This is a genomic window from Couchioplanes caeruleus (assembly GCF_003751945.1).
In the GTDB taxonomy this organism is placed as follows: Bacteria; Actinomycetota; Actinomycetes; order Mycobacteriales; family Micromonosporaceae; genus Actinoplanes; species Actinoplanes caeruleus.
On the sequence record NZ_RJKL01000001.1, the window covers coordinates 5,798,116 to 5,822,017 of the forward strand.

Annotated in this window: 19 protein-coding genes and 1 pseudogene; 10 read left to right on the forward strand and 10 right to left on the reverse strand. The window is 72.4% G+C overall.

Annotated features, from left to right (window positions below; genetic code table 11):
• Positions 1–14: 14 nt before the first annotated feature.
• Together EDD30_RS26005 and EDD30_RS26010 are read right to left on the reverse strand one after the other, a co-directional pair.
• A complete protein-coding gene (locus EDD30_RS26005; RefSeq protein ID WP_071810122.1) occupies positions 15–1,421 on the reverse strand; it encodes a hypothetical protein in 1,407 nt (468 codons plus the stop codon).
• A gap of 23 nt (positions 1,422–1,444) precedes the next feature.
• Positions 1,445–2,056, reverse strand: a complete 612-nt coding sequence (locus EDD30_RS26010) for a DUF4126 domain-containing protein (RefSeq protein ID WP_071810123.1) — start codon at positions 2,054–2,056, stop codon at positions 1,445–1,447.
• Between the two features lie 59 nt (positions 2,057–2,115).
• Between EDD30_RS26010 and nucS the strand changes: the two genes are divergently transcribed.
• Positions 2,116–2,775, forward strand: a complete 660-nt coding sequence (gene nucS, locus EDD30_RS26015; RefSeq protein ID WP_071810124.1) for an endonuclease NucS — start codon at positions 2,116–2,118, stop codon at positions 2,773–2,775.
• An 82-nt stretch (positions 2,776–2,857) separates the two neighbouring features.
• Here the strand turns inward: nucS and EDD30_RS26020 are convergent, their stop codons facing one another.
• Genes EDD30_RS26020 through EDD30_RS26030 form a run of 3 tightly spaced genes read right to left on the reverse strand, consistent with a single transcriptional unit; the run spans position 2,858 to position 6,543 of the window.
• On the reverse strand, positions 2,858–4,357 hold the full coding sequence (locus EDD30_RS26020) for a DUF6297 family protein (protein WP_071810125.1): 1,500 nt from the start codon (positions 4,355–4,357) through the stop codon (positions 2,858–2,860).
• Positions 4,354–4,995 carry an ABC transporter ATP-binding protein gene (locus tag EDD30_RS26025; RefSeq protein WP_071810126.1) on the reverse strand — a complete coding sequence of 214 codons (642 nt, stop codon included), beginning with the start codon at positions 4,993–4,995 and terminating at the stop codon, positions 4,354–4,356. The genes EDD30_RS26020 and EDD30_RS26025 overlap by 4 nt, the downstream gene beginning before the upstream one ends.
• Before the next feature lie 54 nt (positions 4,996–5,049).
• Positions 5,050–6,543, reverse strand: coding sequence for an aldehyde dehydrogenase family protein (locus tag EDD30_RS26030; protein ID WP_071810127.1), 1,494 nt, complete (start codon positions 6,541–6,543; stop codon positions 5,050–5,052).
• Positions 6,544–6,599: 56 nt separating this feature from the next.
• Here EDD30_RS26030 and EDD30_RS26035 point away from each other — a divergent pair, with 56 nt between their 5' ends.
• A complete protein-coding gene (locus tag EDD30_RS26035) occupies positions 6,600–6,926 on the forward strand; it encodes a hypothetical protein (RefSeq protein ID WP_211278076.1) in 327 nt (108 codons plus the stop codon).
• A 29-nt stretch (positions 6,927–6,955) separates the two neighbouring features.
• Complete coding sequence (locus tag EDD30_RS26040; protein WP_071810137.1) at positions 6,956–7,756, forward strand: alpha/beta hydrolase; 801 nt, start codon at positions 6,956–6,958, stop codon at positions 7,754–7,756.
• 34 nt (positions 7,757–7,790) lie between these two features.
• On the opposite strand, the gene EDD30_RS26045 is transcribed toward EDD30_RS26040, so the two are convergent.
• From EDD30_RS26045 to mce, 3 genes are all read right to left on the reverse strand, one after another.
• Entirely contained in the window at positions 7,791–9,365 is a 1,575-nt protein-coding gene (locus tag EDD30_RS26045; RefSeq protein ID WP_071810139.1) for a DivIVA domain-containing protein, read from the reverse strand.
• 232 nt (positions 9,366–9,597) lie between these two features.
• Complete coding sequence (locus EDD30_RS26050) at positions 9,598–10,911, reverse strand: DivIVA domain-containing protein (RefSeq protein ID WP_071810128.1); 1,314 nt, start codon at positions 10,909–10,911, stop codon at positions 9,598–9,600.
• Between the two features lie 279 nt (positions 10,912–11,190).
• On the reverse strand, positions 11,191–11,679 hold the full coding sequence (gene mce / locus EDD30_RS26055) for a methylmalonyl-CoA epimerase (protein ID WP_084557993.1): 489 nt from the start codon (positions 11,677–11,679) through the stop codon (positions 11,191–11,193).
• 125 nt (positions 11,680–11,804) lie between these two features.
• Here mce and EDD30_RS26060 point away from each other — a divergent pair, with 125 nt between their 5' ends.
• From EDD30_RS26060 to EDD30_RS26075, 4 genes are all read left to right on the forward strand, one after another.
• A complete protein-coding gene (locus tag EDD30_RS26060; protein WP_071810130.1) occupies positions 11,805–12,992 on the forward strand; it encodes an acetyl-CoA C-acetyltransferase in 1,188 nt (395 codons plus the stop codon).
• Complete coding sequence (gene meaB, locus EDD30_RS26065; protein WP_071810131.1) at positions 12,989–14,005, forward strand: methylmalonyl Co-A mutase-associated GTPase MeaB; 1,017 nt, start codon at positions 12,989–12,991, stop codon at positions 14,003–14,005. Before EDD30_RS26060 ends, meaB begins: the two co-directional genes overlap by 4 nt.
• Before the next feature lie 112 nt (positions 14,006–14,117).
• On the forward strand, positions 14,118–15,677 hold the full coding sequence (locus EDD30_RS41570) for a GGDEF domain-containing protein (RefSeq protein ID WP_071810132.1): 1,560 nt from the start codon (positions 14,118–14,120) through the stop codon (positions 15,675–15,677).
• Between the two features lie 87 nt (positions 15,678–15,764).
• Positions 15,765–16,883: a sugar ABC transporter substrate-binding protein gene (locus tag EDD30_RS26075; protein ID WP_071810133.1), complete on the forward strand. Its 1,119-nt coding sequence runs from the start codon at positions 15,765–15,767 to the stop codon at positions 16,881–16,883.
• Here the strand turns inward: EDD30_RS26075 and EDD30_RS26080 are convergent.
• The gene (locus EDD30_RS26080; protein ID WP_123678516.1) at positions 16,876–17,508 is read right to left on the reverse strand and encodes a Pr6Pr family membrane protein; all 633 of its coding nucleotides are present in this window, start codon (positions 17,506–17,508) and stop codon (positions 16,876–16,878) included. The two genes, EDD30_RS26075 and EDD30_RS26080, sit on opposite strands and share 8 nt — an antisense overlap.
• Before the next feature lie 66 nt (positions 17,509–17,574).
• Here EDD30_RS26080 and icmA point away from each other — a divergent pair, with 66 nt between their 5' ends.
• From icmA to EDD30_RS41805, 3 genes and pseudogenes are all read left to right on the forward strand, one after another.
• Positions 17,575–19,248 carry a coenzyme B12-dependent isobutyryl-CoA mutase large subunit gene (icmA, locus tag EDD30_RS26085; RefSeq protein WP_071810135.1) on the forward strand — a complete coding sequence of 558 codons (1,674 nt, stop codon included), beginning with the start codon at positions 17,575–17,577 and terminating at the stop codon, positions 19,246–19,248.
• An 83-nt stretch (positions 19,249–19,331) separates the two neighbouring features.
• A complete protein-coding gene (locus EDD30_RS26090) occupies positions 19,332–20,273 on the forward strand; it encodes a tetratricopeptide repeat protein (protein WP_071810136.1) in 942 nt (313 codons plus the stop codon).
• An 18-nt stretch (positions 20,274–20,291) separates the two neighbouring features.
• Positions 20,292–21,314, forward strand: a pseudogene (locus EDD30_RS41805) (arginase family protein); the annotation flags it as partial.
• Between the two features lie 568 nt (positions 21,315–21,882).
• Here the strand turns inward: EDD30_RS41805 and EDD30_RS26100 are convergent.
• Positions 21,883–23,805 (reverse strand): penicillin-binding transpeptidase domain-containing protein, encoded by a 1,923-nt coding sequence (locus EDD30_RS26100; protein WP_123678518.1) that lies wholly within the window; start codon positions 23,803–23,805, stop codon positions 21,883–21,885.
• Between the last annotated feature and the right edge of the window lie 97 nt (positions 23,806–23,902).

Consider the following 23,902-nt stretch of genomic DNA (forward strand, 5'->3'; position numbering starts at 1 on the left):
CACGTGGGGGGATTTTAGCTACTTTGAGGGTTTCGCCGACCTTTTGGGCGGCGTGTCGTGTTCGAAGGGTCGATCCGCGCAACGTAGGCGCCCGTCGCCGCCCGGGTCAGCCAGCGCGGATCCGTGCTCAGGAGGTCGCGCCAGAGTCGGGCGGCGATCATGTCGGCGCCTTCCGCCGCCCAGCGGTTCAGCCTCTCCCGCGGCACGTGGTAGCGGAACCATTCGAGGGCCCGGAGGGCGTCACCGTCCAGGTTGTCGGTCGGCGGGCTCCGGTCGTACGGTCGCAGCCCCAGCACCCGGCAGTAGTGCAGGGCGTTGTAGCGCCACCACTCCTCGGTGATGCCGAATCCCGCGGCGGGCTTCAGCTTGCGGACCTGTTCCGCCAGCACCGCCCGCAGCTCGGCGGCCCGCACCAGCGACTGCTCCGCCAGCCCCGGCCCGCGTTCGCGCAGCCGTCGCTCCAGCATGGGCAGCTCGACGAGCGGACTGCGCATCAGCCGCGCGGTGTCGCCGAAGTCTTCCAGCGCGCGCCGGGTCAACCGCCGGAACTCCTGCTCGTCCAGGGCGATCAGCCGGTGCCGCTCGTGCCGCCGGGGCAGCGCCTCGGCGGCCATCAGCAGCGCGGCGCGGTCGAGCCGCAGCCGGTCCTGGTGCAGGAACGCCACCCGATCCAGCGCGGCCCGCACCGGCGCGGCCAGCCCGACCGCCCCCAGCGCCACCGCCACCAGCACGAACTGCGGCACGATCACGGCCGCCGCCCGGGGCGCCGCGAGCATCGTCAGGGTCGCCGGCCCGGCGCAGAGCAGCGTGGCCGCCACCGCCGCGACGAATGAGCGCCGCAGGTCGGGCACCAGGCGCTCACCCGCCTCCGCCGCATCCGCTATGGCGACGAGGAACCCGAACAGCAACAGGTCGAGACCGATGGCGGCGATCAACGGCTCCGGCGGGCCCAGGTCGCCGGGGGCCAGCAGGACGGTCAAACCGACGGCGTGGAGCAGGGCGGTGGCGGACAGCGCGACCGGCAACGGGTGCGGCCGGAACCGGTCGCGGTTGCGCAGCAACAGAGTCGTCGCGCCGGCCAGGGGTGTCAGGGCGACGAGCTTGCCCACGCCGGGCAGCACCACGGCGAGGATCAGGAACAGGACGGATGCGTACGCCCACCCGACGTTGACCAGCCGCCGCTCCGGGACACCGCGAGGCAGCAGCGCTGTCGCCGTGCCGGACCAGCACAACGCCGGCACGCAGAGCAGTACCTCGGCCACCGCGGACCCGGGTGCCACGCTCCAGGCGGCGACCGCCACCGCGTAGACGCCGAGCGCCCCACCCGCGCGCCACAGCACGACCCGGGCCGGATCCCGTGCGACGAGGTAACACCCGAGCCACCACGTCAGGGCGAAGGCGGGTACGGCGATCGCGGGCACCGGGGCAGTCAACCAAACGGGCGCTAAATCCCGACACCCTTGGATGCCACGCGTGCCCTCCCGCGCCGCCGGCGTCGCCTGATCACCCACATGGCGAAAAGAACGAGCGCCACGAGGGCGAGCAGAACGAGCACGGGCAGCAGGATCGCGAGCAACGACAGCAGCACGCTCGTGACGTCCTCCACCGTGCTGGCGACCGGAGCGCCGACCCCGGCGGTGGTGGCGTTCACCACCGGACGCGAGGCGGCCTTGAGCCCGTGCACACAGAGCGCGATGAGCACGCCGGCCGCGACCGGCACCCACTGGTGCGAGCCGAAGAACGCACCCGGGTCCGAGACGGTGACCGTCTCGGACGACGACCCGGCACCGAACGCCAGCCCGCCCGCGGTGGGCCGGATCACGGTCTGCACCACGTCGTTCACGTGGTCGACCACGGGCACCTTGTCGGCGACGACCTCCACGGCGAGCAGCACCGCCAGGATGAGCAGGACCCACCCGTTCGAGAGCCACTGCCACCCGGCGGGCAGGTCGACGGCGTCCGTCCACCGTGCCAGCACACCCATGGTGAGCAGCGGGATGTACGCGTTCAGCCCGGCGGACGCCGCCAGGCCACCACCGGTGAGGGCCTCGAGCACGACCTCAGCATGACACCGCCGCGCTCGCCCCGCCGGAGAGCGGAGGCTACCCTCGTGCGGTGCGTCTGGTCATCGCGAAATGTTCCGTCGACTATGTCGGCCGTCTCTCCGCCCATCTGCCGCCGGCCGTGCGCCTGCTGATGGTCAAGGCCGACGGGTCGGTGTCCATCCACGCCGACGACCGCGCCTACAAGCCGCTGAACTGGATGAGCCCACCCTGCAAGCTCCAGGAGGCGCCCGGGGTGTGGAAGGTCGTCAACAAGGCCGGCGAGGAGCTGCGGATCACCCTCGAGGAGATCTTCCAGGACACCTCGTACGATCTGGGCGTCGACCCGGGGCTGGTCAAGGACGGCGTGGAGGCCCACCTCCAGGAGCTGCTGGCGGCCCACCCGGAAACCTTCGGCGAGGGCTGGAGTCTGGTCCGCCGCGAGTACATGACGGCGATCGGCCCGGTCGACCTCCTCTGCCGTGACGCGAACGGCGCCGCGGTGGCGGTCGAGATCAAACGCCGCGGCGAGATCGACGGCGTCGAGCAGCTCACCCGCTATCTGGAGCTGATGAACCGCGACCCGCTGCTCGCGCCGGTCCAGGGTGTCTTCGCGGCCCAGGAGATCAAGCCGCAGGCCCGCGTGCTCGCCACCGACCGCGGCATCCGCTGCGTCGTCGTCGACTACGACAAGCTCCGCGGCATGGACCGCAACGAACTGACCTTGTTCTAGCCCGACGAGGTGATCGGGCGATCGTCGACACCGTCGCCGTCCCGCAGGTCGTGACGGTGACGATCCGGCTCCTGCCCCGCGCCTAGGTGCCGGCCAGTTCGACGCGGTCCTTTGCCGTGGTGCCGCTGACGTAGGCTCGTGCGCCGAACATCCCCACCGCCGCCTGGACGGCGACTCCGGTCCAGGTCAGCGGCTGATGCTGGGCTAGGTGGACGATCGTCGGGATGCCGAGCAGGAGCACGTCGAGGCCCGCGAGTGCCGCGATCAGCGGGCCGGTCGCCACCGAGCCCATCGGGGTGTCCAGGGGCATCAGCGAGTTGTCGACGAAGCCGGTACGGCCCTTGCGGACCGCGGCCACCGCGCCGACCGGGCCGAGGGCCAGGCCCAGTGCCCACCAGGGCCCCGGTGGCAGGTGGTCGAGGACGTGCAGGAGGGTGAAGGCGGCGGCGTACCAGGCGGCCGCCAGGATGCCCGGGACCCAGAGGCGTTGCAGCACCACCGCCCGGGAGCTGAGCCCCAGCATGCGCAGCATCCACGGGTTGCCCGCGTCGGTGCGGATGGTCGCGGCCGTCACGCCGCCGGCCGGAAGGCCGCCGACGAGTGTCGCGAGGGCGAGGAGCCAGGTCGGGGCGCTGCCCAGCAGGGCCGGGAGGGTGGTCGCTCCGGCCAGCCACAGCAGGCGCCGGGGGCGGCGGCGCAGCACCAGCAGGTCCTGGGCCACCAGGACGGGTACCCGCCCCGGCAGGCGTGCCGACCGTAGCTTCCGGTGTGCCCAGTAGCGACGCTCCACCATCTCGGTGACGAACGACGGCTCCATCCCGTACGCGGAATCCCACAGCGTGCCGGCCGTGCGGGACGCCTCCAGGATGCGGTCGTTGGGGGTACGGGCGAGGCCACGTACGGCGATGAGCAGGAGCGCCGTCACGACCAGCGCGAGGGCGGCCGTGGCGCCGGCCATGACGGTCGTCGCGGGCCAACCCGGGTGCGTGCCGGGCGCGAGTCCGGCCGAGTCCGCGACCAGGCCGCCCACCCCCGCCGCCAGCAGCAGGGAGGCGAGGTCGTCCGAGCGGGCCGACCACCACCGGTCCGCCTGCGCGGCCAGGGCCAGGAGCAGGAGGGTGACCCCGGCCAGCGCGCCGGCCGCGGGCAGCAGCATCGCGGGTGCCGGCACCGGTCGGGCGGTGGCGTGCCCGAGGACCGCGAGCCCGCCCAACGCTCCCGCGGCGGCCGCGCCGGCGGCCGCGAACCACAGCGACGGCAGCAGCAGCCGGCGGCGGCTGACCGGCGCCGTGAGCAGCCAGGAGGCGGCCGGGCGGCTCAACCCGAGCGGGCCGAGGCGGCGCAGGGCCAGATAGGTGCCGCCGGTCAGGGCCACGGCGAGCGCGGCTCCGGCGAGGAGGGAGGCCTGCGGCGTGCCGGGCCAGACGACCACCGCGAGCTGTCTGTGCAGGATCCCGCCGACGATCGCGACGAAGAGGACGGCGAAGTAGACGTTGCCGAGCGTCTCGCCACGCTCGCGGTGTGACGACTGGGCCCGGCGCACCCACCTGCGGACTTCCCCGACGCGGACGGCGGCGGTCATGCGGTGACCAGGTCGGCCATGCCGGTGACGACGGCGCCCGCCGCGGCCGCGAAGGCGTCGTCGTGGCTCGCCATCAGGACCGTGCCGCCGTCCTTTCGGTACGCCGCCAGCATCGCCGCCACCGTCGCGCGGCCCTCGGGATCGAGGCGCTGCTCGGGCTCGTCGAGGATGAGTAGCCGGCTCGGGCGCAGCAGGGCCAGGGCCAGGGTGAGCCGCTGCTTCTGGCCCGACGACATCGACGGCGGATTCGCATCCGCGTGCGTGCCGATGCCGAACCGGTCGAGCGCCTCGTCCACGCCGGCCTCCGCCGCGTCCAGGCCGTGCGCGCGGCACACCAGCTCGGCGTGCTCGCGGGCGGTCAGGCCCGGATACCAGGTCGGCGGCTCCACCGTGGTCGCCACGGCCCGCCAGAACTCGGGTGTGGACCCCGGTGGGCCGCCGAAGACCTCGATCTCACCCGCGTCGGGCCGCTGGAGGCTCGCGATGCAGCGCAGCAACGTGGACTTGCCGATGCCGTTCTCGCCGGTGATGCAGACGCCGGAGCCGACCGGCACGGTCAGGCCGACGTCGACCAGGACCGGCGTCGAGCCGTAGCTCACCGACAGACCGCGGACCTTGACCGCAAGTTCATGATCCACCGACCGAAAATAGCAAGTTTCACTTTCCGGTCAGGGTGGGCGGTGGAAACCCGCTCACGGGCGGCGCCCGTACAGGAGCTTCAGGGCCTTGACGATGCGCTGGACCTGGGCCGGGGTGCGTTCGAAGGTCATTGCCGGCAGCATCGAGGGCGCCCGGCGCACGGTGATGGCCTTGGGCACGGCGAACTCGCGCAGCCCGTCCTCGCCGTGGATGCGGCCGAAGCCCGAGTCGCCGACGCCGCCGAACGGCAGGTTGGCCATGCCGACGAAGCTCAGCGTCGAGTTCACCGACACCATGCCGGTGCGCAGCCGGCGAGCGATCCGGATGGCGTTCGCCTTGCCGAAGACCGCGCCGCCGAGACCGTACGGCAGCGCGTTGGCCCGCACCACCGCCTCGTCGGCATCGGCGACCTTGGTGATCGTCAGCGTCGGGCCGAAGGTCTCCTCGCGGATCGCCGCCGAGTCCTCGGGCACGTCGACCAGCACGGTCGGCGCGACGTGCGGCGGCTGCACCGCCTCGGCACCGCCCAGCACCGCCCGCCCGCCGCTCTTCAGGGCGTCGTCGATGTGCCGGCGGACCACGTCGAGCTGGCCGGGCATGGTCATCGGACCGATGTCCTCGCCGATGGTGAGCTTGCCGGCCTTGGCCACCACCGCGTCGACGAAGGCGTCGTAGACCGGTGCGACGGCGTACACCCGCTCGATGCCGATGCAGGTCTGCCCGGCGTTGGTCATGGCGCCCCAGACGGCGGCCTCGGCCGCCGCGTTCACGTCGGCGTCGGCGTCGACGATCAGCGCGTCCTTGCCGCCGGCCTCGATGATGACCGGCGTCAGGGTCTCCGCGCAGGCGGCCATGACCTTCTTGCCGGTGGCGGTCGAACCGGTGAAGGCCACCTTGCCGACGCCGGAGCGGCACAGCAGGGCGCCGACGTCGCCGAGGCCGTGGATGGCCTGCAGGACCGGCCGCTCGGGCACGATCTCGGCGAAGGTGTCGACCAGCCATTGACCGACCGCGGGGGTGTACTCGCTGGGCTTGAGGACCACGGCGTTGCCGGCGGCGAGCGCGCCGGAGATCGGGCCCAGCGGGGTCAGGATCGGGTAGTTCCAGGGGCCGATGACGCCGATCACGCCGTACGGCTGGTATTCCAGGTGGCCGGCGTGCTCGGCGAGCAACAGCCGCGACCGCGTGCGGCGCGGGCCGAGCACGCGCCGGGCGTGCCGGGCCGCCCAGTCCGTGTGCTCGATCGCGGCGCTGGCCTCGACGATGGCGTCGGCGACCGGCTTGCCGGTCTCGGTGTGGGTGAGCGCGGCCAGCTCCTCCAGCCGCTCGGCCAGCAGGGCCCGCCACCGCAGCATCCGGATCTTGCGCTCCTCGAAGCCCAGGCCGGCCCACCACGCCCCGGCCGCGCGGGCACGCTCCACGGCGGCGGTGACCGCCGCGGCGTCGGCGACGGGCACGCGCCCCGCCTCCGCCCCGGTCGCAGGACTGGTCGAGATGAGGACGCCGTCCTCGACCACGGGGACTCCGGGGGTACGGGTAGCCGTCATGACGCGAGTCTATGTCGCGTTCGGGGTCCCGGGGCTCCCACGTACGCTTGATAATCATGAGTCCCCGCCGGAATCGCGTCCGCCGTGACGAGTCGCCCCTCGTCCCGGACGAGCGTGTCCGCCGAGGCGTGGAGGGCGTCCAGCAGTATCAGGACGGCGAGTGGATGGTCCGGTCGATCTTCGGCGGGGCGGCGGTGAAGACGTACCGGTGCCCGGGCTGTGTGCAGGACATCCCGCCCGGGATGGCACACGTCGTGGCCTGGCCGGCCGACGAGCGCGGCGACGCGTCGGACCGCCGGCACTGGCACACCGGCTGCTGGCGTGCCCGCGACCGGCGCGGCCCGGCGGTGGAACGCTCCCGCAACGCGCCCCGCTACGGGTGACCTGCCGTTCCTGGGGAAAGATCAAGGACGTGACCAACCAGATCCGCGCGAACTCCATCCTGCCGGCCTGCCGGGAGGACATCGAACTGCACACCGCCGACGGGTTGACCCTCGTCGGCGAGCTGGCCCGGCCGCTCGACCGCGAACCGGTCGCCACCCTGGTGTGCCTGCATCCGCTGCCCACCCACGGCGGCATGATGGACAGCCACGTCTTCCGGAAGGCGGCCTGGCGCCTGCCCGCCCTGGCCGGCGTCGCGGTGCTGCGCTTCAACACCCGCGGCACGTCCAGCGTCCGGGGCACGAGCGAGGGCGCGTTCTCCGCGGCGGTCGAGGAGAAGTACGACGTGGCGGCCGCCATCGAGTACGCGGAGTTCGCCGATCTGCCGCACGTCTGGCTGCTCGGCTGGTCCTTCGGCACCGATCTCACGCTGATGCACGGCCTGGACCCGGTCGTCGCGGGCGCCATCCTGCTGTCGCCGCCGCTGCGCTTCTCCGGCCCGGAGCATCTGGCCGCCTGGGCGGAAGCCGGCAAGCCGGTGACGGCGCTGGTCCCGGAGTTCGACGACTACCTGCGCCCGGATGCCGCCGTCGAGCGTTTCCGGGCGATTCCGCAGGCCGAGGTGGTCGGCGTGCCCGGTGCCAAGCATCTCTGGGTCGGCGACGCCGAAACCGTCCTGGACGAGATCGTGCGCCGGGTCGCCCCGGGCGTGACCGTGCCGCTGCCGCGCGAGTGGGACGGGCCGATCGAATCGGGGGACATGAACGCGTACGCGGACCGCACCGTGGCCGCCTTCGCGGACACCCCCGTGCCGGGACCGACCACCGAGTAGGCGCGCTCGCGCCGGGCCGGGGTGTCGTGCCCGGTCAGTCCGCGTCGACGCCGACCCGGCTCCCGCTCGGCCGGGTGGTCACCTTGGCCGACGCGGTGATCTTGCCGGGGCTCGCCACGGCGCCGGGAGCGGGCGGCAGGTCCGGTGCCTGCTGTCCGGTGGATTTGACCGCCGGCGCGCTCGGGGACGAGACCGAAGCGGTCCCCGTGACCGGTGCCGAGCCGGTGGCCGGAGCAGCCGTGCCGGTCGCCGAGGGGCCCGATGCCGTGCCCTCGTCGGCCGGAACCGTGCCCGTCCGGGCGGCGGACGCACCCGGCCCGCCCGAGGGGGGACCGACCGCGTCGTCGGGACCGTCGTTGTCGTCTTCCGGGGAGGCTGCCGCCGCGAGGACCGCCGCCGCGGCGAGCTCCGCCACCCGCTTCGCTTCTTTCTGCACCTGGCGGCGGACGTCGGCGGCGTGGCGCTCGGCGGCCTCGCCCGCACGCTTGGCCTCCGCGACCTTCGTCAGCTCCGCCTCCAGCTCGCGCTTGACCTCGGCGAGGCGCTGCTGCACCCGCTCCGCCTCGCGTTCGGCGGCCTTGCGGCGGTCGGCGGCCTCGACGGCCTTCCGTTCCGACTCGGTGACCTTGGCCCGCGCGGCCTCGAGGTCCCGGCCGGCAGCGGTGATCTTGTCCTGCTGGGACGCGATCTCCTTGCGGATGGCGCTGGCCTGCTCGTCGGAGCGGCGCAGGACCTCCTCGGCGTACTTGTCCGCCTCGCTGCGCAGGTCGGCGCACTGCTTCTCGACGGCGGTGCGCATCTGGCCGAGCTCCTGCACGACCTCCTGCCGGCGCTGGCCCACCTCGCGCTCGACCTTGGCCTTCAGCTCGGCCTGCTCGCGGTCGGCGTCGGCGCGCTGCTTCGCGATGTCCTGCTGGGCCTTGTCACGCAGCGCCTTGATCTCCTGCTCGGCCTGTAGCCGGGTGGACTTGGCGTAGCCGTCCGCCTCGGCGCGCACCCGCTGAGCATCCTGGGCGGTGCGCTCGGTGAGCTGCTGGGCCTCGGCGCGGGCGCGGGTCAGGGTCGATTCGGCCTCGGCGCGCATCTGCTCGGCCGACTGGCGGCTAGCGGCGAGCGCCTTCTCCGCGGCGGCCCGGCGGGCGGCGTCGGCCTTCTCCTCCTCGGCGCGCCGGGCGGCGAGGGCGATCTCGAAGTCACGGATGCCGTCGTGCGCGTGCGCCTCGGCCTCCGCGCGGATGCGCTCGGCCTCGGCGAGGCGGGCGGCGATGTCCTCGGTGGCGGAGTTCTTGATGTCCGCCGCGACCTCTTCGGCCTTGGCGAGGATCTCCTCCACCTTGGGACCGAGGTGGCGGAACGACACCTCGGCGCCGACGCCGGGCTGGCGGCGTGCCTGGGACAGCTCCTGCTGGAGCCGGTCGAGCTGGCCCATCAGCGCCTGGTTCTGCAGTTGAGCGCCGTCCCGCTCGCTGATCAGCGTGGCGATCTCGGTCTCGGCGCGGGCGACGTAGCGCTCGACCTGTTTCTTCTCGTAACCCCGCAGGGCGGTCTCGAAGCTGGGCTCCGGTGGCGTCTCGCCACCGAGACCGAAGATTTCCCCGCCGTGCGACATGCTGTCCATCCTCACATACGCATCGTCCCGGGACGTGTGGATACACACCGGCCTGCAGGGACTGTGCGCTTAGTCGCAATTGTCTGGTGTCAGCGTGAGTGCGAGAACAGGACGGGCCGCACCGGAGAACTTCCCGGTACGGCCCGCACACAGGTCTCGTATAGCCGGCCCGGTCCTCTAACCGTTGCGCACCCGCTGGGGTGGCGCAACCGGACACCGAGTGGCGAAAGACTCAGCTCGTCTTCGTGGCTGCCTCGGTCTTGCCCGCCTCGGCGTCGCCGCCCGCGGCCCGCTGGGCGGGCGCTTCCGGCTTGGCGGCCTGGCCCTTCTGCCCGCTGTCGGCCTTTTGCACGGTCTCCGCGGCGGCACCGACGGTGGGCACCAGGCCGGACAGGCCGGAGAGCATCTGGCCGAGCTGGTTGGTGACGGCGTCCTTCTGCCGGGTGAGGTCCTCGACCTCGCGCTTGGCGGCCTGCGTGGTGAGCTCGGCCTCCTGGCGCGCCTCGCTCAGCAGGCGCTGGGACTCGCTGCGCGCCTCGGTGACCGTCTTGTCGGCGAGGGCCCGAGCCTTCTCGACCGTCTCGACCGCGTTGCGCTCGGACTCGACCCGCCGCGTCTCGGCGCGCTGCTCGATCTCCTTGGCACGGTCCTCGGCGGCGCGGGCGCGCTCCTCGGCCTCGGCGACCATCCGCTGGGTGGCGTTGACCTGGGCGGCGTGCCGCTCGGACTCCTCGCGCTCGGCCTTCTCCCGGCGCTCGGCGATCTCCAGGGCCAGCGCCTGCAGGTCCTTGTCGCGCTTGTCGCGGGAGTCGGTCAGCAGCTTGGTGGCCTCGGCGCGCTTCTCCTCGGCCTCCCGGGCCGCCTTGGCGCGCAACTGGGTGATCTCCCGCTCGGCGGTGGCCCGCAGCGAGGCCACCTCGCGCTCCACGGTCGACTTCAGCTCGGCGACCTCGTGCGCGGTGACCGTACGCAACTGCTTGGTCTCGCGGTCGGCGTCGGAGCGCAGCGTGTCGGCCTCGCGCCGGGCCTGCACCCGGGCCTCGGCGGCCTCGCGTTCCGTGTGCGTCCGGAGCTGCCCCGCCTCGCGCTCGGCGGTCGCCTTCATGGCGGCCGCCTCGGCACGCGCCTTGTCCGTGATCTCCCGCGCCTCGAGCCGTGCCGCGGAGAGGATGCCCTCAGACTCTCGCTTGGCCTCGCTGCGGTGATCGTTCGCCTGTTCCTCGGCCAGCCGCAGGATCTGCTCGACCCGGGTGCCCAGCCCGGAGAGCGTCGGTCGATTGTTCTCTTCGAGTAGTTTGTTGCTGTCCGCGAGTTTTTGCTCCAGTGCGTTCAGGCGCTGTTCCGCCTGCCGCAGCCGGCGCTGCGCGTCGTTCATCCGTTGCTCGGCCTCGCCGCGGGCCTGCTCGGACTGGTTCAGGGCCGCGACCAGCCGGCCGAGGTGGGCGTCCACCTGCCCGCGGTCGTATCCACGCAGGACAACCGTGAAGTCGTGCTGCGAATTTGCGGTTTCGAAGAACGCGAGATTGGCATCCGGCTGCTGGGGCATTGCGACATACTGGCAGACCCCCCAGGGGGCTACGCAAGACCGAACGGCCGGGGTAAACGGGCAAAAGATCGCCTTCACCCTGTCCGGTGAGGGGTCGGGGCGCCCGTTCGGAGGGCCACGTCCGGGGCGTCCCGCAGAGCGTCGCCGCGCCGCTACCTGCTGTGTAGTGGGCGAAACGAAGATCGTCGCACAGTGCCGCCGTGCGGCGCTCCTCGATGCCGACGATCCTGCCAGCCCGCAGCGGCGCCGTCAGGACGTTTCACCCTGAAGGCTGACGAATCAGGCGGGCTCCACGAGCTCCACGAGTACGCCGCCGGCGTCCTTCGGGTGGACGAAGTTGATCCGGGACCCGGCCGTGCCCCGCTTCGGCTCTTCGTACAGCAGGCGGAGTCCCCGGGCGCGCAGCGCGGCACTCGCCGCCTCGACGTCGCGCACCGTGTATGCGAGCTGTTGCAGACCCGGCCCGTTGCGGTCGAGGAACTTGGCGATCGCCGAGTCGGGGCGCAGCGGCGCAAGCAGTTGGATGCGCGTCCCGGTGCCGTCCGCGTCGGCGGCCACCATCGCCTCACGTACGCCCTGCTCCTCGTTCGTCTCCTGGTGCACGCAGCGCAGCCCGAAGGTCTGCTCGTAGAAGGCGATCGCCTTGTCGAGATCCGCCACGGCAATACCGACGTGATCGATGCGCAGGATGCCGACGGCCGGCAGGGAGTCCATGCCGGAGAGTGTGACATTCTCGCTGCTGTCCCCGCTGGGTGACGTAAGGCTCATCCGGCTAGTCTGACCTAACCATCGTTCAGGCGTCGCGGCCGGTCCCCACGAGGGGCGCTGCCGCGCTCCTGCGCCACCCCACCCGTCGTAGCCATCCGGCAAAGCCACCTGAAAGCGGAGCTTCCGTGACCAGTTCGGTGATCGTCAGCGGCGCCCGTACCCCCATGGGCCGCCTTCTCGGAAATCTCAAGAACGTTCCGGCCACCACCCTCGGCGGCTATGCGATCGCCGGCGCGCTCGAGCGCGCCGGGGTGAGCCCGGACCAGGTGCAGTACGTGATCATGGGCCAGGTGCTCCAGGCGGGCACCGGGCAGATCACCGCGCGGCAGGCGGCCGTGGCCGCGGGCATCCCCATGACGACCCCGGCCGTCACCGTCAACAAGGTGTGCCTTTCCGGCATCGACGCGATCGCCCTGGCCGACCAGCTCATCCGGGCCGGCGAGTTCGACATCGTGGTGGCCGGCGGCATGGAGTCGATGACCAACGCGCCGCACCTGCTCATGGGCCAGCGCCAGGGCAAGAAGTACGGTGACATCCTGGTCCGCGACCACACCGCCTACGACGGCCTGATGGACCCGTGGGACGGCATCTCCATGGGCGAGTCGACCGAGCGCAGCGGCAAGGAGCTCAACATCTCCCGGGCGGAGCAGGACGCCTTCGCCGCGCTCAGCCACCAGCGCGCCGCCGCCGCCCAGATGAACGGCCACTTCGCCGAGGAGATCGTCGCGATCAAGACCGGCCAGCGCGGCGTCGACGTCGTGATCGACACCGACGAGGGCGTGCGCCCGGACGCCACCGCCGAGTCGCTGGGCGGCCTGCGCCCGGCCTTCTCCAAGGACGGCACGATCACCGCGGGCAGCGCGTCGCCGATCTCCGACGGCGCCGCGGCGGTCGTCGTGATGAGCAAGGCCAAGGCCGAGGAGCTGGGCCTCACCTGGCTCGCCGAGATCGTCGCGCACGGCAACGTCGCCGGCCCGGACAGCTCGCTGCAGGCCCAGCCGGCCAACGCCATCAAGCACGCTCTCGGCAAGGCCGGGATGAGCGTCGAGGACCTTGACCTCATCGAGATGAACGAGGCGTTCGCCCAGGTCGTCATCCACTCGATGCGCGAGCTGAAGGTCAACGAGGACATCGTCAACGTCAACGGCGGCGCGATCGCGCTGGGCCACCCGATCGGCATGTCCGGTGCGCGGCTGGTGCTGACCCTGGCGCTGGAGCTCAAGCGCCGCGGCGGCGGCGCCGGCGCCGCGGGCCTGTGCGGCGGCGGCGGTCAGGGCGACGCACTGATCATCAAGGTACCCTCGGCAGCATGAGTGGCGTCGGCGGCGAGGCCGCGGTGACCGCGGCCTCCCCGGCCGGCGCACGGAGGCTCCGGGACGTGCCCACGCTGGTCGCCCGGGCACGCGAGGGCGACCCGCGGTCGGTCGCGCGGCTGATCAGCATGGTCGAGAACGGCGATCCGAAGCTGGCAGAGGTCGCCGCGGCGCTCGCCCCGTACGCGGGCCGCGCCCAGGTCGTCGGCCTCACCGGCTCGCCCGGCGTGGGCAAGTCCACCACCACCAACGAGCTGGTCCGCGCCCTGCGCCGGGCCGGGCACCGGGTGGGCGTGCTGGCCGTCGACCCGTCCAGCCCGTTCACCGGCGGCGCGATCCTCGGCGACCGGGTACGCATGCAGGAGCACACCACGGACCCGGGCGTCTACATCCGCTCGATGTCCAGCCGAGGCCAGCTCGGCGGGCTCGCCGCGGCCACACCGCAGGCGGTCCGCGTGCTGGAGGGCGCGGGCTGCGACGTGGTGCTCGTCGAGACGGTCGGGGTCGGCCAGGCCGAGGTGGAGATCGCCTCGCTGGCCGACACCACCCTGGTGCTGCTCGCCCCGGGCATGGGCGACGCCATTCAGGCGGTCAAGGCCGGCATCCTGGAGATCGCCGACGTCTTCGTCGTCAACAAGGCGGACCGGCCGGGCGCCGACGCCACCTACCGCGACATCCAGGGCATGCTCGGCCTCGGCGAGCGCGGCCCGGGCGACTGGCGCCCGCAGGTGGTGCGCGCCACCGCGGTCAAGGGCGAGGGCATCGACGACGTGGTCGGGGCCATCGGGAAGCACCGCGAGTGGCTGGAGAAGACCGGCTCGCTGCGGGCCGCGCACGAGAAACGGGCCGCCGTCGAGGTCGAGGCGATCGCGCTGGGCACGCTGCGTGCCCGCATGGGCTCGCTGCACGAGGGTACGGCGCTCGGCAAGCTCGCGGCCCAGGTGGCCGACGGCGCGATCGACCCGTACGCGGCGGCCGAGGCCCTCCTCGCCGAGCTCGGCGACCGTCGCTGAGGTCACCGCGCACCACCCGGTTCAAGTTCCTCAAGTCCGTGCCCCGGTGGCCGATGGGAGGCGCCGACACTCCCGCCCACCCCGGCGGGCAGTGGACCGGAAGAGGGTACCGATGGGCCGTCTGTGGGCAGCGCAGCCGAGGTGGCGCGCCGACCCGGTGCTCGCGGGCCTCATCGTCCTGATCCTCGGCGCCATGGTCGGCGCCTGGCCGGGACTCGTTCCCGCCGGCGTCCAGGTGACGGTCTTCTGGCTGCTCTTCCTCGTCATCCACAGCAGTTTCGTGCGGTCGTCGTGGCGCATCGCGCGGCTCGCCGGTCCGGCGCCGGGCGCCGGTCGTCCCGAGGCGGCGCGGGCCCGCGCGGCGCAGACCATGTGGCGGCTGTTCGCGGCCGCCGGAGTCGTGCTGCTGGGCGGCACCCTGATCCAGCTCGTGACGGTCATCCCCGACCCGCTGGCGCCGGTGTCGGCGGCGGGCACCGGGGCGCAGGTCGGCTCGATCGCCCTGGCGATGGTGCTCATCGTCATCGGGATGCTGCGCCACCCGCTCGGCGTCATGAGCACGGCGGAACGGTTCCGGCTCCGCGTCGACGTGGCCACGGTGATGGCGGCCGCGATGACCTTCGGACTCTGGCTCGCCGAGCTGCCGCCCGGCGCCCGCGACGCCCTCTGGGTCCTGCGCGCCTCGATGGCGCTGCTGGTCCAGCCCGGCCTCTTCCTCGTCGTGATCTTCGCGGTCATCAAGATCACGCTGGGTGGTCAGTCGCCCTTCATCCGGGCGGCCGGCCTCCTCGCCGGCCTCGCCACGACGCTGCAGGCGGTGCTCCAGGCGGTGCCCTTCTCGATGTACGTGCAGCCGCCCACCATGTCGTGGCTGCTCGCCGCCAACGTGCTGGCGAGCGGGCTGGTCGCGATCGGGGTCCGGCTGCAGGAACGCCGGGTCCGGTCCGCCGTCCCGATCGCCGCGCGGGAGGCCCGGCGCCCGTACAGCCTGTTGCCCTACGGCGCGATTGCCGCGGTCTGGGCCCTGTCCGTCGTGGTGCTGGCGCTGCACGGGCTCGGCGGGCGGACCTGGATCGTCGCCACCGGCGCCATGGTGACCACGACGCTGGTCGTCGGCCGGCAGGTGGCCGCCTTCCGGCACATCGCCGAGCTGCTGCGCGAGCGCGACGAGCTCGCCGCCCAGCTCACCGAGCTCGCGTTCTACGACGGCCTGACCAGGCTCGCCAACCGCGGCCTGTTCATGCGGCGCCTGCACGACGCCCTCGCGGCCGGCCCGGCCACCGTGTTCCTCGTCGACCTCGACGACTTCAAGCCGGTCAACGACGCGTACGGCCACGCCGCCGGCGACCGGTTGCTGATCGAGGTGGGGCGGCGGCTGCGGGCCTGCGTCCGCGACGGCGACACGGTCGCGCGGCTGGGCGGCGACGAGTTCGCCGTGCTCGTGGAGGGACCGTCCATCGACCGGCGGGGCGAGCTGGCCGACCTGCTGGCGCGGGCGTTGAGCGGCGAACTGCAGATCGGCAAGGCCGTCGTGCCGCTGCGGGCGAGCATCGGCATGGCCACCGGGCGCCACGGCGTGCACGACCCGGACAGCCTGCTGCACGAGGCCGACATGGCGATGTACGCGGCCAAGGACCGTCGCCGCGCGCTCCTGGACAGTGACCGCGCGTAATAGATCGACGGATGCCGGTACTTCCAGGGTTACGCAACGGTGATGGCTGGTAGCGTTGCCGCCCTCGTGACCCGGGAGGCAGACGCCATGCGTACTAAATTGTCCGCTCTGGCCGCGGCGGGCCTGCTCATCCTCTCCGGCCTGACCGCCTGCACGGACGAGAAGGGCGATGCCGCCGCCCCTGGCGGCAGCGGCGGCAACCGTGCCGCGGGCGAGGGCAAGATCGGCGTGATCCTGCCCGACACCACGACCTCGCAACGGTGGGGCACCGACGACCCGAAGCTGCTCAAGGCGGCATTCGCCAAGGCCGGCGTGCCTGTCGACATCCAGAACGCCCAGGGCGACAAGGCGCAGTTCCAGCGCATCGCCGACAGCATGATCGCGGGCGGCGTCAGGGTTCTCATGATCGCGAACCTGGACTCCGTCACCGGCAAGAACGTGCTCGACAAGGCCCGGGCCCGGGGCATCAAGACCATCGACTACGACCGGCTGACCCTCAACGGCGGCGCGGACTACTACGTCAGCTTCGACAACGTCGCGGTCGGCGAGATGCAGGGCAAGGGCCTCGTGCGGTGCCTGACGGACAGGCGCGCGTCGGTCCCGCTGGTGGCCGACCTCAACGGATCGCCCACCGACCACAACGCCACCCTGTTCAAGGCGGGCTACGAGTCGGTGCTGCAGCCCAAGTACGACGACGGCGTCTACCTCAAGGGCCCGGACCAGTCGATCGAGGACTGGAACAACGACGAGGCCGAGGTCGTCTTCCGCGAGATGTGGTTGCAGAGCGGCAAGAAGATCCGCGGTGTGCTGGCGGCCAACGACGGGCTGGGCAACGCGGCGATCAAGGTGCTGAAGCAGGACGGGATGAACGGCAAGGTCCCGGTCACCGGCCAGGACGCGACCGTGCAGGGGCTGCAGAACATCCTCGCGGGCGATCAGTGCATGACGGTCTACAAGTCGATCAAGCAGGAGGCCGACGCGGCGGCCGGCCTCGCGATCCAGCTTTTCCAGGGCCAGAACCCGACCTTGAAGGGGGAGCCGGTGAAGGACCCGGAGTCCGGCGCCTTCGTCCCGGCCGTGCTGCTGGAGCCGCGTCCGATCTTCGCCAAGGACATCGGCTTCGTCATCAAGGACGGCTTCGTGGAGAAGTCGGCGGTGTGCGCCGGCCGGTTCGCCGCGTTCTGTGCGAAGAACGGCATCAAGTAGGCAGGTCCCCGCCGGCCGGGGCCGTCTCGCGGGCGCGGGAGCCGAAGGTGAGCCGGTCGATGCCGACGAACGCGAGGCCCAGCAGCCAGAACGCGAACGCGAAGAACACCGTGCTGAGCGCGACGCCGCCGTAGCCGAGGTCGTTCACGTCGATGAACGGGTACGGGTACGTGTGGGTGATCGGGCCCCGGATCAGCGCGAAGACCAGATAGCCCAGCGGGAAGGCGAGCCAGTAGGCGGCGTGCCGGAGCTTGAACCGCCGGCGCTCGTCGAAGATCAGCCAGTCCAGGACGGCGAGCAGCGGGACCACGGTGTGCAGCAACTGGTTGCCGATGGCCTCGGCGGGCGTGCGGTCGTACGGGGCGTTCGCGAAGCCGCTCGCCGGGTTGGCCAGGACAAGGTGGTACACCAGCCCGGTGATGGCCACGTAGAGGGTGACGGCGCCCTTGAGCGCGGGCCGGTCGACGCGAGTCCCGAAGAGGGTCCAGGCCGCGAAGATCGCGTACGCAATATTGCTCTGGTTCGTGAAATAGGGGAGCATTCCGGTCAGGGTCTGGGGCCCGGAGGCGTTCAGCGTCACCCCGACGACGACGGCCAGGACGCTCACTATCCGCAGGATCTTCACGTACGGCAGGGTAGATCAGCCGTCAGGCCTTAGCGATCGTTCAGCATTGCGCATACGATGTGCGCCATGGACGCAGCCGACATCGCCGCCGGTCGCGAGCGCTGGCAGAAGCGCTACGACGACGCCCGCAAACGGGACGCCGACTTCACCACGCTGTCCGGGGTGAGTCTCGACCCGGTCTACGGGCCCGCGCCCGGGGACACCGTCGAGGACTTCGAGCGGATCGGGTGGCCGGGCGAGTTCCCGTACACCCGGGGTCTCTATCCGACCGGATATCGCGGACGGACCTGGACCATCCGCCAGTTCGCGGGCTTCGGCAACGCCCAGCAGACCAACGAGCGCTACAAGATGATCCTGGCCGCCGGCGGCGGCGGGCTCAGCGTCGCGTTCGACATGCCGACCCTGATGGGCCGCGACTCCGACGACCCGCAGTCGCTCGGCGAGGTCGGCCACTGCGGCGTCGCCATCGACTCGGCGGCCGACATGGACGTGCTCTTCGACGGCATCAAGCTGCAGGACGTCACGACCAGCATGACGATCTCCGGCCCGGCCGTCCCGGTCTTCTGCATGTACCTCGTCGCGGCCGAGCGTCAGGGCGCCGACCTGAGCAAGCTCGACGGCACGCTGCAGACGGACATCTTCAAGGAGTACATCGCGCAGAAGGAGTGGCTCTTCGCGCCGGAGCCGCACCTGCGGCTCATCGGCGACCTGATGGAGTACTGCGCGCGCGAGATCCCCAAGTACAAGCCGCTGTCGGTGTCGGGCTACCACATCCGTGAGGCCGGGGCGACGGCCGCGCAGGAGCTGGCCTACACGCTCGCCGACGGCTTCGGCTACGTCGAGCTGGGGCTGAGCCGGGGCCTCGACGTCAACCAGTTCGCGCCCGGCCTGAGCTTCTTCTTCGACGCGCACGTCGACTTCTTCGAGGAGATCGCCAAGTTCCGCGCCGCCCGCCGCATCTGGGCCCGGCATCTTCGCGACGAGTACGGCGCCACCAGCGAGAAGGCGCTCTGGCTGAAGTTCCACACGCAGACCGCGGGCGTGTCGCTGACCGCGCAGCAGCCGGTCAACAACGTGGTGCGGACGGCCGTCGAGGCCCTCGCCGCGGTGCTCGGCGGCACCAACTCGTTGCACACCAACGCCCTCGACGAGACGCTCGCGCTGCCGACCGACGAGTCCGCCGAGATCGCCCTGCGTACCCAGCAGGTGCTGATGGAGGAGACCGGCGTGACCAATGTGGCCGACCCGCTGGGCGGCTCCTGGTACGTCGAGGCGCTCACCGACCGGATCGAGGCCGAGGCGGAGGAGATCTTCGCCCGCATCCGCGACCTCGGCCACGACGGCACGATGACCTCGGGCATCCTGCGCGGCATCGAGGACGGCTGGTTCACCGCGAACATCGCGGAGGCGGCGTTCGTCTACCAGCAGGCCCTGGAGAAGAACGAGAAGAGGATCGTCGGCGTCAACGTGCACACCGGCACGGTCGCCAAGGACCTCGAGATCCTCCGGGTCTCGCACGAGGTCGAGGTCGTGCAGAAGCGCGAGCTGGGCGCCCGCAAGAACGACCGTGATCCCGTACGCGTCCAGCAGGCGCTCACGCATCTGGTCGAGGTGGCCCGCACCGGCGACAACATGATCCCCGCGATGCTCGACGCGGCCCGGGCGGAGGCCACCCTCGGCGAGATCTGCGGCGTGCTCAAGGACGAGTGGGGGATCTACCGGGAACCCGCGCGCTTCTGATCGGAAAAGGACGATGTGACGTCCGATATCGCCTGCCCGGCGGCGCGGCGGCCGCCGGGCGGTGCGTGCGAGACTAGGTAACCATGAGCGACCCACGGACCACTCCGTCGATCTTCACCCGCGGCGCGGTCGACCTCGGCGCGCTGCGGCCGGCGAGCAAGCCCGCGCCCGCCGGTCCCGCCGGTGCCGGCGGTGCCGCCGCGGCACCCGCCGGACCCGCCGCGTCGCCGGCGCCCAGCGGCCCCGGCGGCCCGGCCGCCGCGGTGATCGACGTGACCGAAGCGAACTTCCAGACGACCGTGCTCCAGTTGTCGATGACGACCCCGGTCATCCTCGACTTCTGGGCCGACTGGTGCGAGCCGTGCAAGCAGCTCTCGCCGGTCCTGGAGAAGCTCGCCGCCGAGGGCGGCGGAAGCTGGGTGCTCGGCAAGGTGGACGTGGACGCCAACCCACGGCTCGCCCAGGCGCTGCGGGTGCAGGGCATCCCGATGGTGGTCGCGCTGGTCGGCGGGCAGCTCGTCGAGGGCTTCACCGGCGTGCTGCCCGAGCCGGAGGTCCGCCGCTACATCGACGCGGTGCTCAAGGCCGGCGGGGTCCAGGTCGCCCCGCTCGAGGACCCGCGGATGGACGCGGCCGACGACGCCCTGATGAGCGGCGACCTCGACGCGGCCGAGGCGGCGTACAAGAAGATCCTCGCCGAGTCGCCGCAGGACCACGCGGCCGAGGCCGGGCTCGCCCAGGTCGAGCTCTATCGCCGGGTCGCCGGCGCGGACGCCGCGAGCGTGATGGCCCGGGCCGCGACCGACCCCGACGACCTCGAGGCGCAGCGGCTCGCCGCCGACATCGAGGTCCTCAGCGGACAGGCGCCCGAGGCCTACGAGCGGCTCGTCGCCGCCGTCAAGCGGTCCACGGGCGACGATCGCGACGCCGTACGCAAGCATCTGCTGTCGCTCTTCGCCGTCGCCGGGCCGGACGACCCGGCGGTCGCGAGCGCCCGCCGTGCTCTAGCCCGCGCGCTCTTCTAGCCAGGTTCGGGGGGCTCCATGCGCCGCATAGCCGTGCTCGACGCACCGTCCAATCTCGGTCTGCGCCCGCCGACCGCGACGTCGGTGCCGGGTTGCGCCAAGGCGCCTGGAGCCCTTCGCGACCATGGTCTGCTGCGCCGGCTGCACGCCCGCGACGCCGGCTGCCTGACGCCGCCGCGCTACGACCCGGGCGACTGGCGGCCGGGCGACGGCGTCTGCCACGCGCGAGAGATCGCGCTCTACTCCCGGCGCCTCGCCGACCGCATCGGCCAGGTCATCGACGAGGGCGAGTTCCCGGTGGTGCTGGGCGGCGACTGCTCGATCGTGCTCGGCTCGGCCCTCGCCATGCACCGCCTCGGCGAGGCCGTGGGCGGCCGCATCGGGCTGGTCTTCGTCGACGGCCACTCGGACTTCCGCCACCCCGGCAACGCCTCGTACGTCGGCGCGGCCGCCGGCGAGGACCTCGCCCTGGTCACCGGCCGGGGCCAGGCCGACCTGGCGGCGATGGAGGGCCGGCGGCCGTACTACCGCGACATCGACGTGGTGGTGATGGGCATCCGCGCCCAGGACGAATACCGCCTCGACCTGCAGGCGGCCGGCATCGTGACCCGCCCGGTGCCGACCCTGCGCGTGGAGGGCGCGGCCCGCAGCGCGCAATGGGCCCGCGATCAGCTCGTGGACTGCGCGGGCTACTGGGTGCATCTCGACGTGGATGTGCTCGACCCGGCGGTGATGCCGGCCGTGGACGCGCCGGAGCCGGGCGGCATCGCCTTCCCGGAGCTGGAGCTGCTCCTGGCCGGCCTGGTGGAGTCGCCGCACTGCCTGGGGGTGGAGATCACCGTCTTCGACCCCGACTACGACCCCGACGGCGCCTACGCGGAGGAGATCACCGCGGCGATCGTGGCGGGCCTGAAGTCGGCGCACGCGGTGGACGCCCGGCCGGACCTCATCGCGGCCCGCGCGGACCTGCTGGCACCGGGAGCGCCGGGCACGCTCGCCCCGGCCCAGGCCCCGGCCCCGGCCCCGGCCCCGGCCCCGGCCCCGGCCCCGGCCCCGGCCCCGGCCCCGGCCCCGGCCCCGGCCCAGGCCCCGGCCCCGGCCCCGGCCCCGGCCCCGGCCCCGAGCCGGTCCGATGCCGACCCGCCACTTCCCGCTGCGCCCGCACCCGCCGCCGCTTCCGCTTCTGATCTTGCCGTTGACGCCGATCCTGTTGTTGCCGCTGACGTCGCCCCTGACGCCGACGTTGACGGTGCTTTTGTCGTCGCGGCGGATGCCGCGGATCCTGTCGCCGTCGAGGCTGCCGCCGCCGTCGAGGCCGCCGCCGAGGAATCGGAGATCGAGGCGGAGATCGAGGCGGAGGTCGTCGACGCGGAACCCGCAGGCGAGCCGGCGATCCCCGCACCCGCCGCGGAGGATCCCGTGGACGCGGAGCTGGTGGAGGCCGAGCCCGCCGAGCCCCCGCTGCGTCCGCTGGGCGCCGCGCCGCTGCTCGACTCCGAGCCGCTTCCCGCCACCATGCCCGGCATGCTGCGTCCCCGGCCGGCGGAGGAGTTCTCGCTGCCGGCTCAGCGGCCCGCGTTCGAGCTCGGGCCCGAGACCCGCGCCGACATCACCTGAGGGCTCTCAGGAAGCTTTCGGCGACCGGAACCGCCGCTTCCGCGCCGGCGCCACCCTTCTGCACCATCACCGCGAAGGCCAGGTCCCCCTGCCAGCCGATGAACCACGCGTGCGTCTCCTCGGAGCCGTTCGCGAACTCGGCCGTGCCCGTCTTGCCGTGCACCGGCCCGCCGGGCACGTCCTTCAACGCCTCCGCGGTGCCGTCGGTGACCACCTGGCGCATCATCGTCTTCAGCGGGGTGATCGACGACTCCGCGAGCGGCGGTCCGTCCGGCAGCGCGTTCGGCGGCGCCGGCTCCAGCACGAGCCTCGGCTGCCGGAACCGGCCGCGGGCGACCGCCGCCGTCGCGCCGGCCATCGCGAGCGGGCTCACCGCCGTCGCGCCCTGGCCGAACGACGCCGCCGCCAGCTCGGTCGGGGTGTCGGCGGGGGAGATCTTGCCGGCGAACGAGTCGGCTCCCACGTCCCACTTGGCGCCCAGGCCCAGCTTCGCCGCCGCGTCCCGGAGCCCGTCGGCGCCGAGCTTGGGGGCGAGGTTGACGAACGCGGTGTTGCACGACTTGGCGAAGTCCGTCCGGAACGGCACCGAACCCAGGGCCATGTTGTGCGAGTTCTTGAACTGGCGTCCGTCCACCGTCTTGGTCTTCGGGCAGTCGACCCGGGCGTCGAGGGTGACCGCCTTCTTGTCCAGCAGCCCCAGGGCGGAGACCATCTTGAAGGTCGATCCGGCCGGCACCTGGCCGGTCAGGGCGGTGTCGGTGCCACCGCCGTCCGGCCCGTTGGCCACGGCGACCACCGACGAGTCGCTGATCCTGATCGCCACCAGCGCGCTGGGCTGCTTCACCGTGGCGACGGCCCGGTCGGCGGCGTTCTGCGTACGGGTGTCGAGCGCGGTCTTGACCGGCGCCCCCGCGATCGGCTCGATGCTGAAGATCTGCGAGTCCTCGACCTTGTCGTCCGGGGTCTTGCGGGCGATCACCACGGACTGCCCCGGGATGCCGCGCAACCGGGTGTCGTAGCGCTGCTGGAGCCCGCCGTGCCCGACCTGGTCGCCCTGCGCGAGCGTCTCCGGGTTGGCGTCGAGGTCCTCCCGGGTGGCCGCGTCGACCGTGCCGAGCGAGGCGCGGGCGAACACCCGGCTGGGGGCGAGCTCCCGGACGTCCTCCCGGGTGAGCGTGCCCTCGAGGGCACGGATCCGGGCCCCGACCTTGTCGTAGTCGGCCTGCCGCAGGGTGATCACGTCGACGAAGGCGTCCGGCTTGGAGCCCTCGATACGGGTCCTGAGGTCCTTGAGGTCGAGGTTGACCTTGATCTTCTTGAGCTCGTCGGACAGGTCGTCCAGCACCTCGTCGCGGTTGGTCATCTGTTCGGGGCTGACCCCGACGACCGTGACCGGGCGCTGCGTCACGATCGGTGAGCCGTCGAGGCCGAGGATGTCGGCCCGGTCGGCCGGCTTGCGGCGTAGCTCCAGACGGTCACCGTCGGTCAGCTCGCCGTGCACGACCGCCGGCTCCCAGACCACCCGCCAACCGTCGGATCCGGCCTTCGTCAGCCGTACGGTGCTCTGGTAGGACCAGGCGGCGCCGCCCGGTAGCGTCCAGTCGAGCTTGATCGGCGCGGAGGCGATGTCCCCGGTCTCCTCGGGCTCGCCCTGCTTCGACAGCAGGAGGGGCGACTTCGCCAGGTCGCCGGAGAGGTTCTGGAGCTGGGTGTACGTGTCTTTGGCGGAGATCCTGCCGCCGGCCGCCGTGACGAAGCCGACCTTGCTCAGATCGCCGCCGCGCCAGCCGTCGAGGAAGGTGTCGAGCGTCTTGCCGGGCCCGTCCGTACCCGAACACGCGGTCACGCCGGCAGCGGCGAGCGCCAGGCACCCCAGTGCCGCGAGAGCTCGGCGAGCGCGTCCGCTCGGGTGCATGATGCGCTCCTCCTCGGGTACAGATCCTCAAACGTACGGAACGGTAGCCGCTCACTGGCCGTTCCGATGAGTGGGCCTGCGTGAGATGTATGAATTC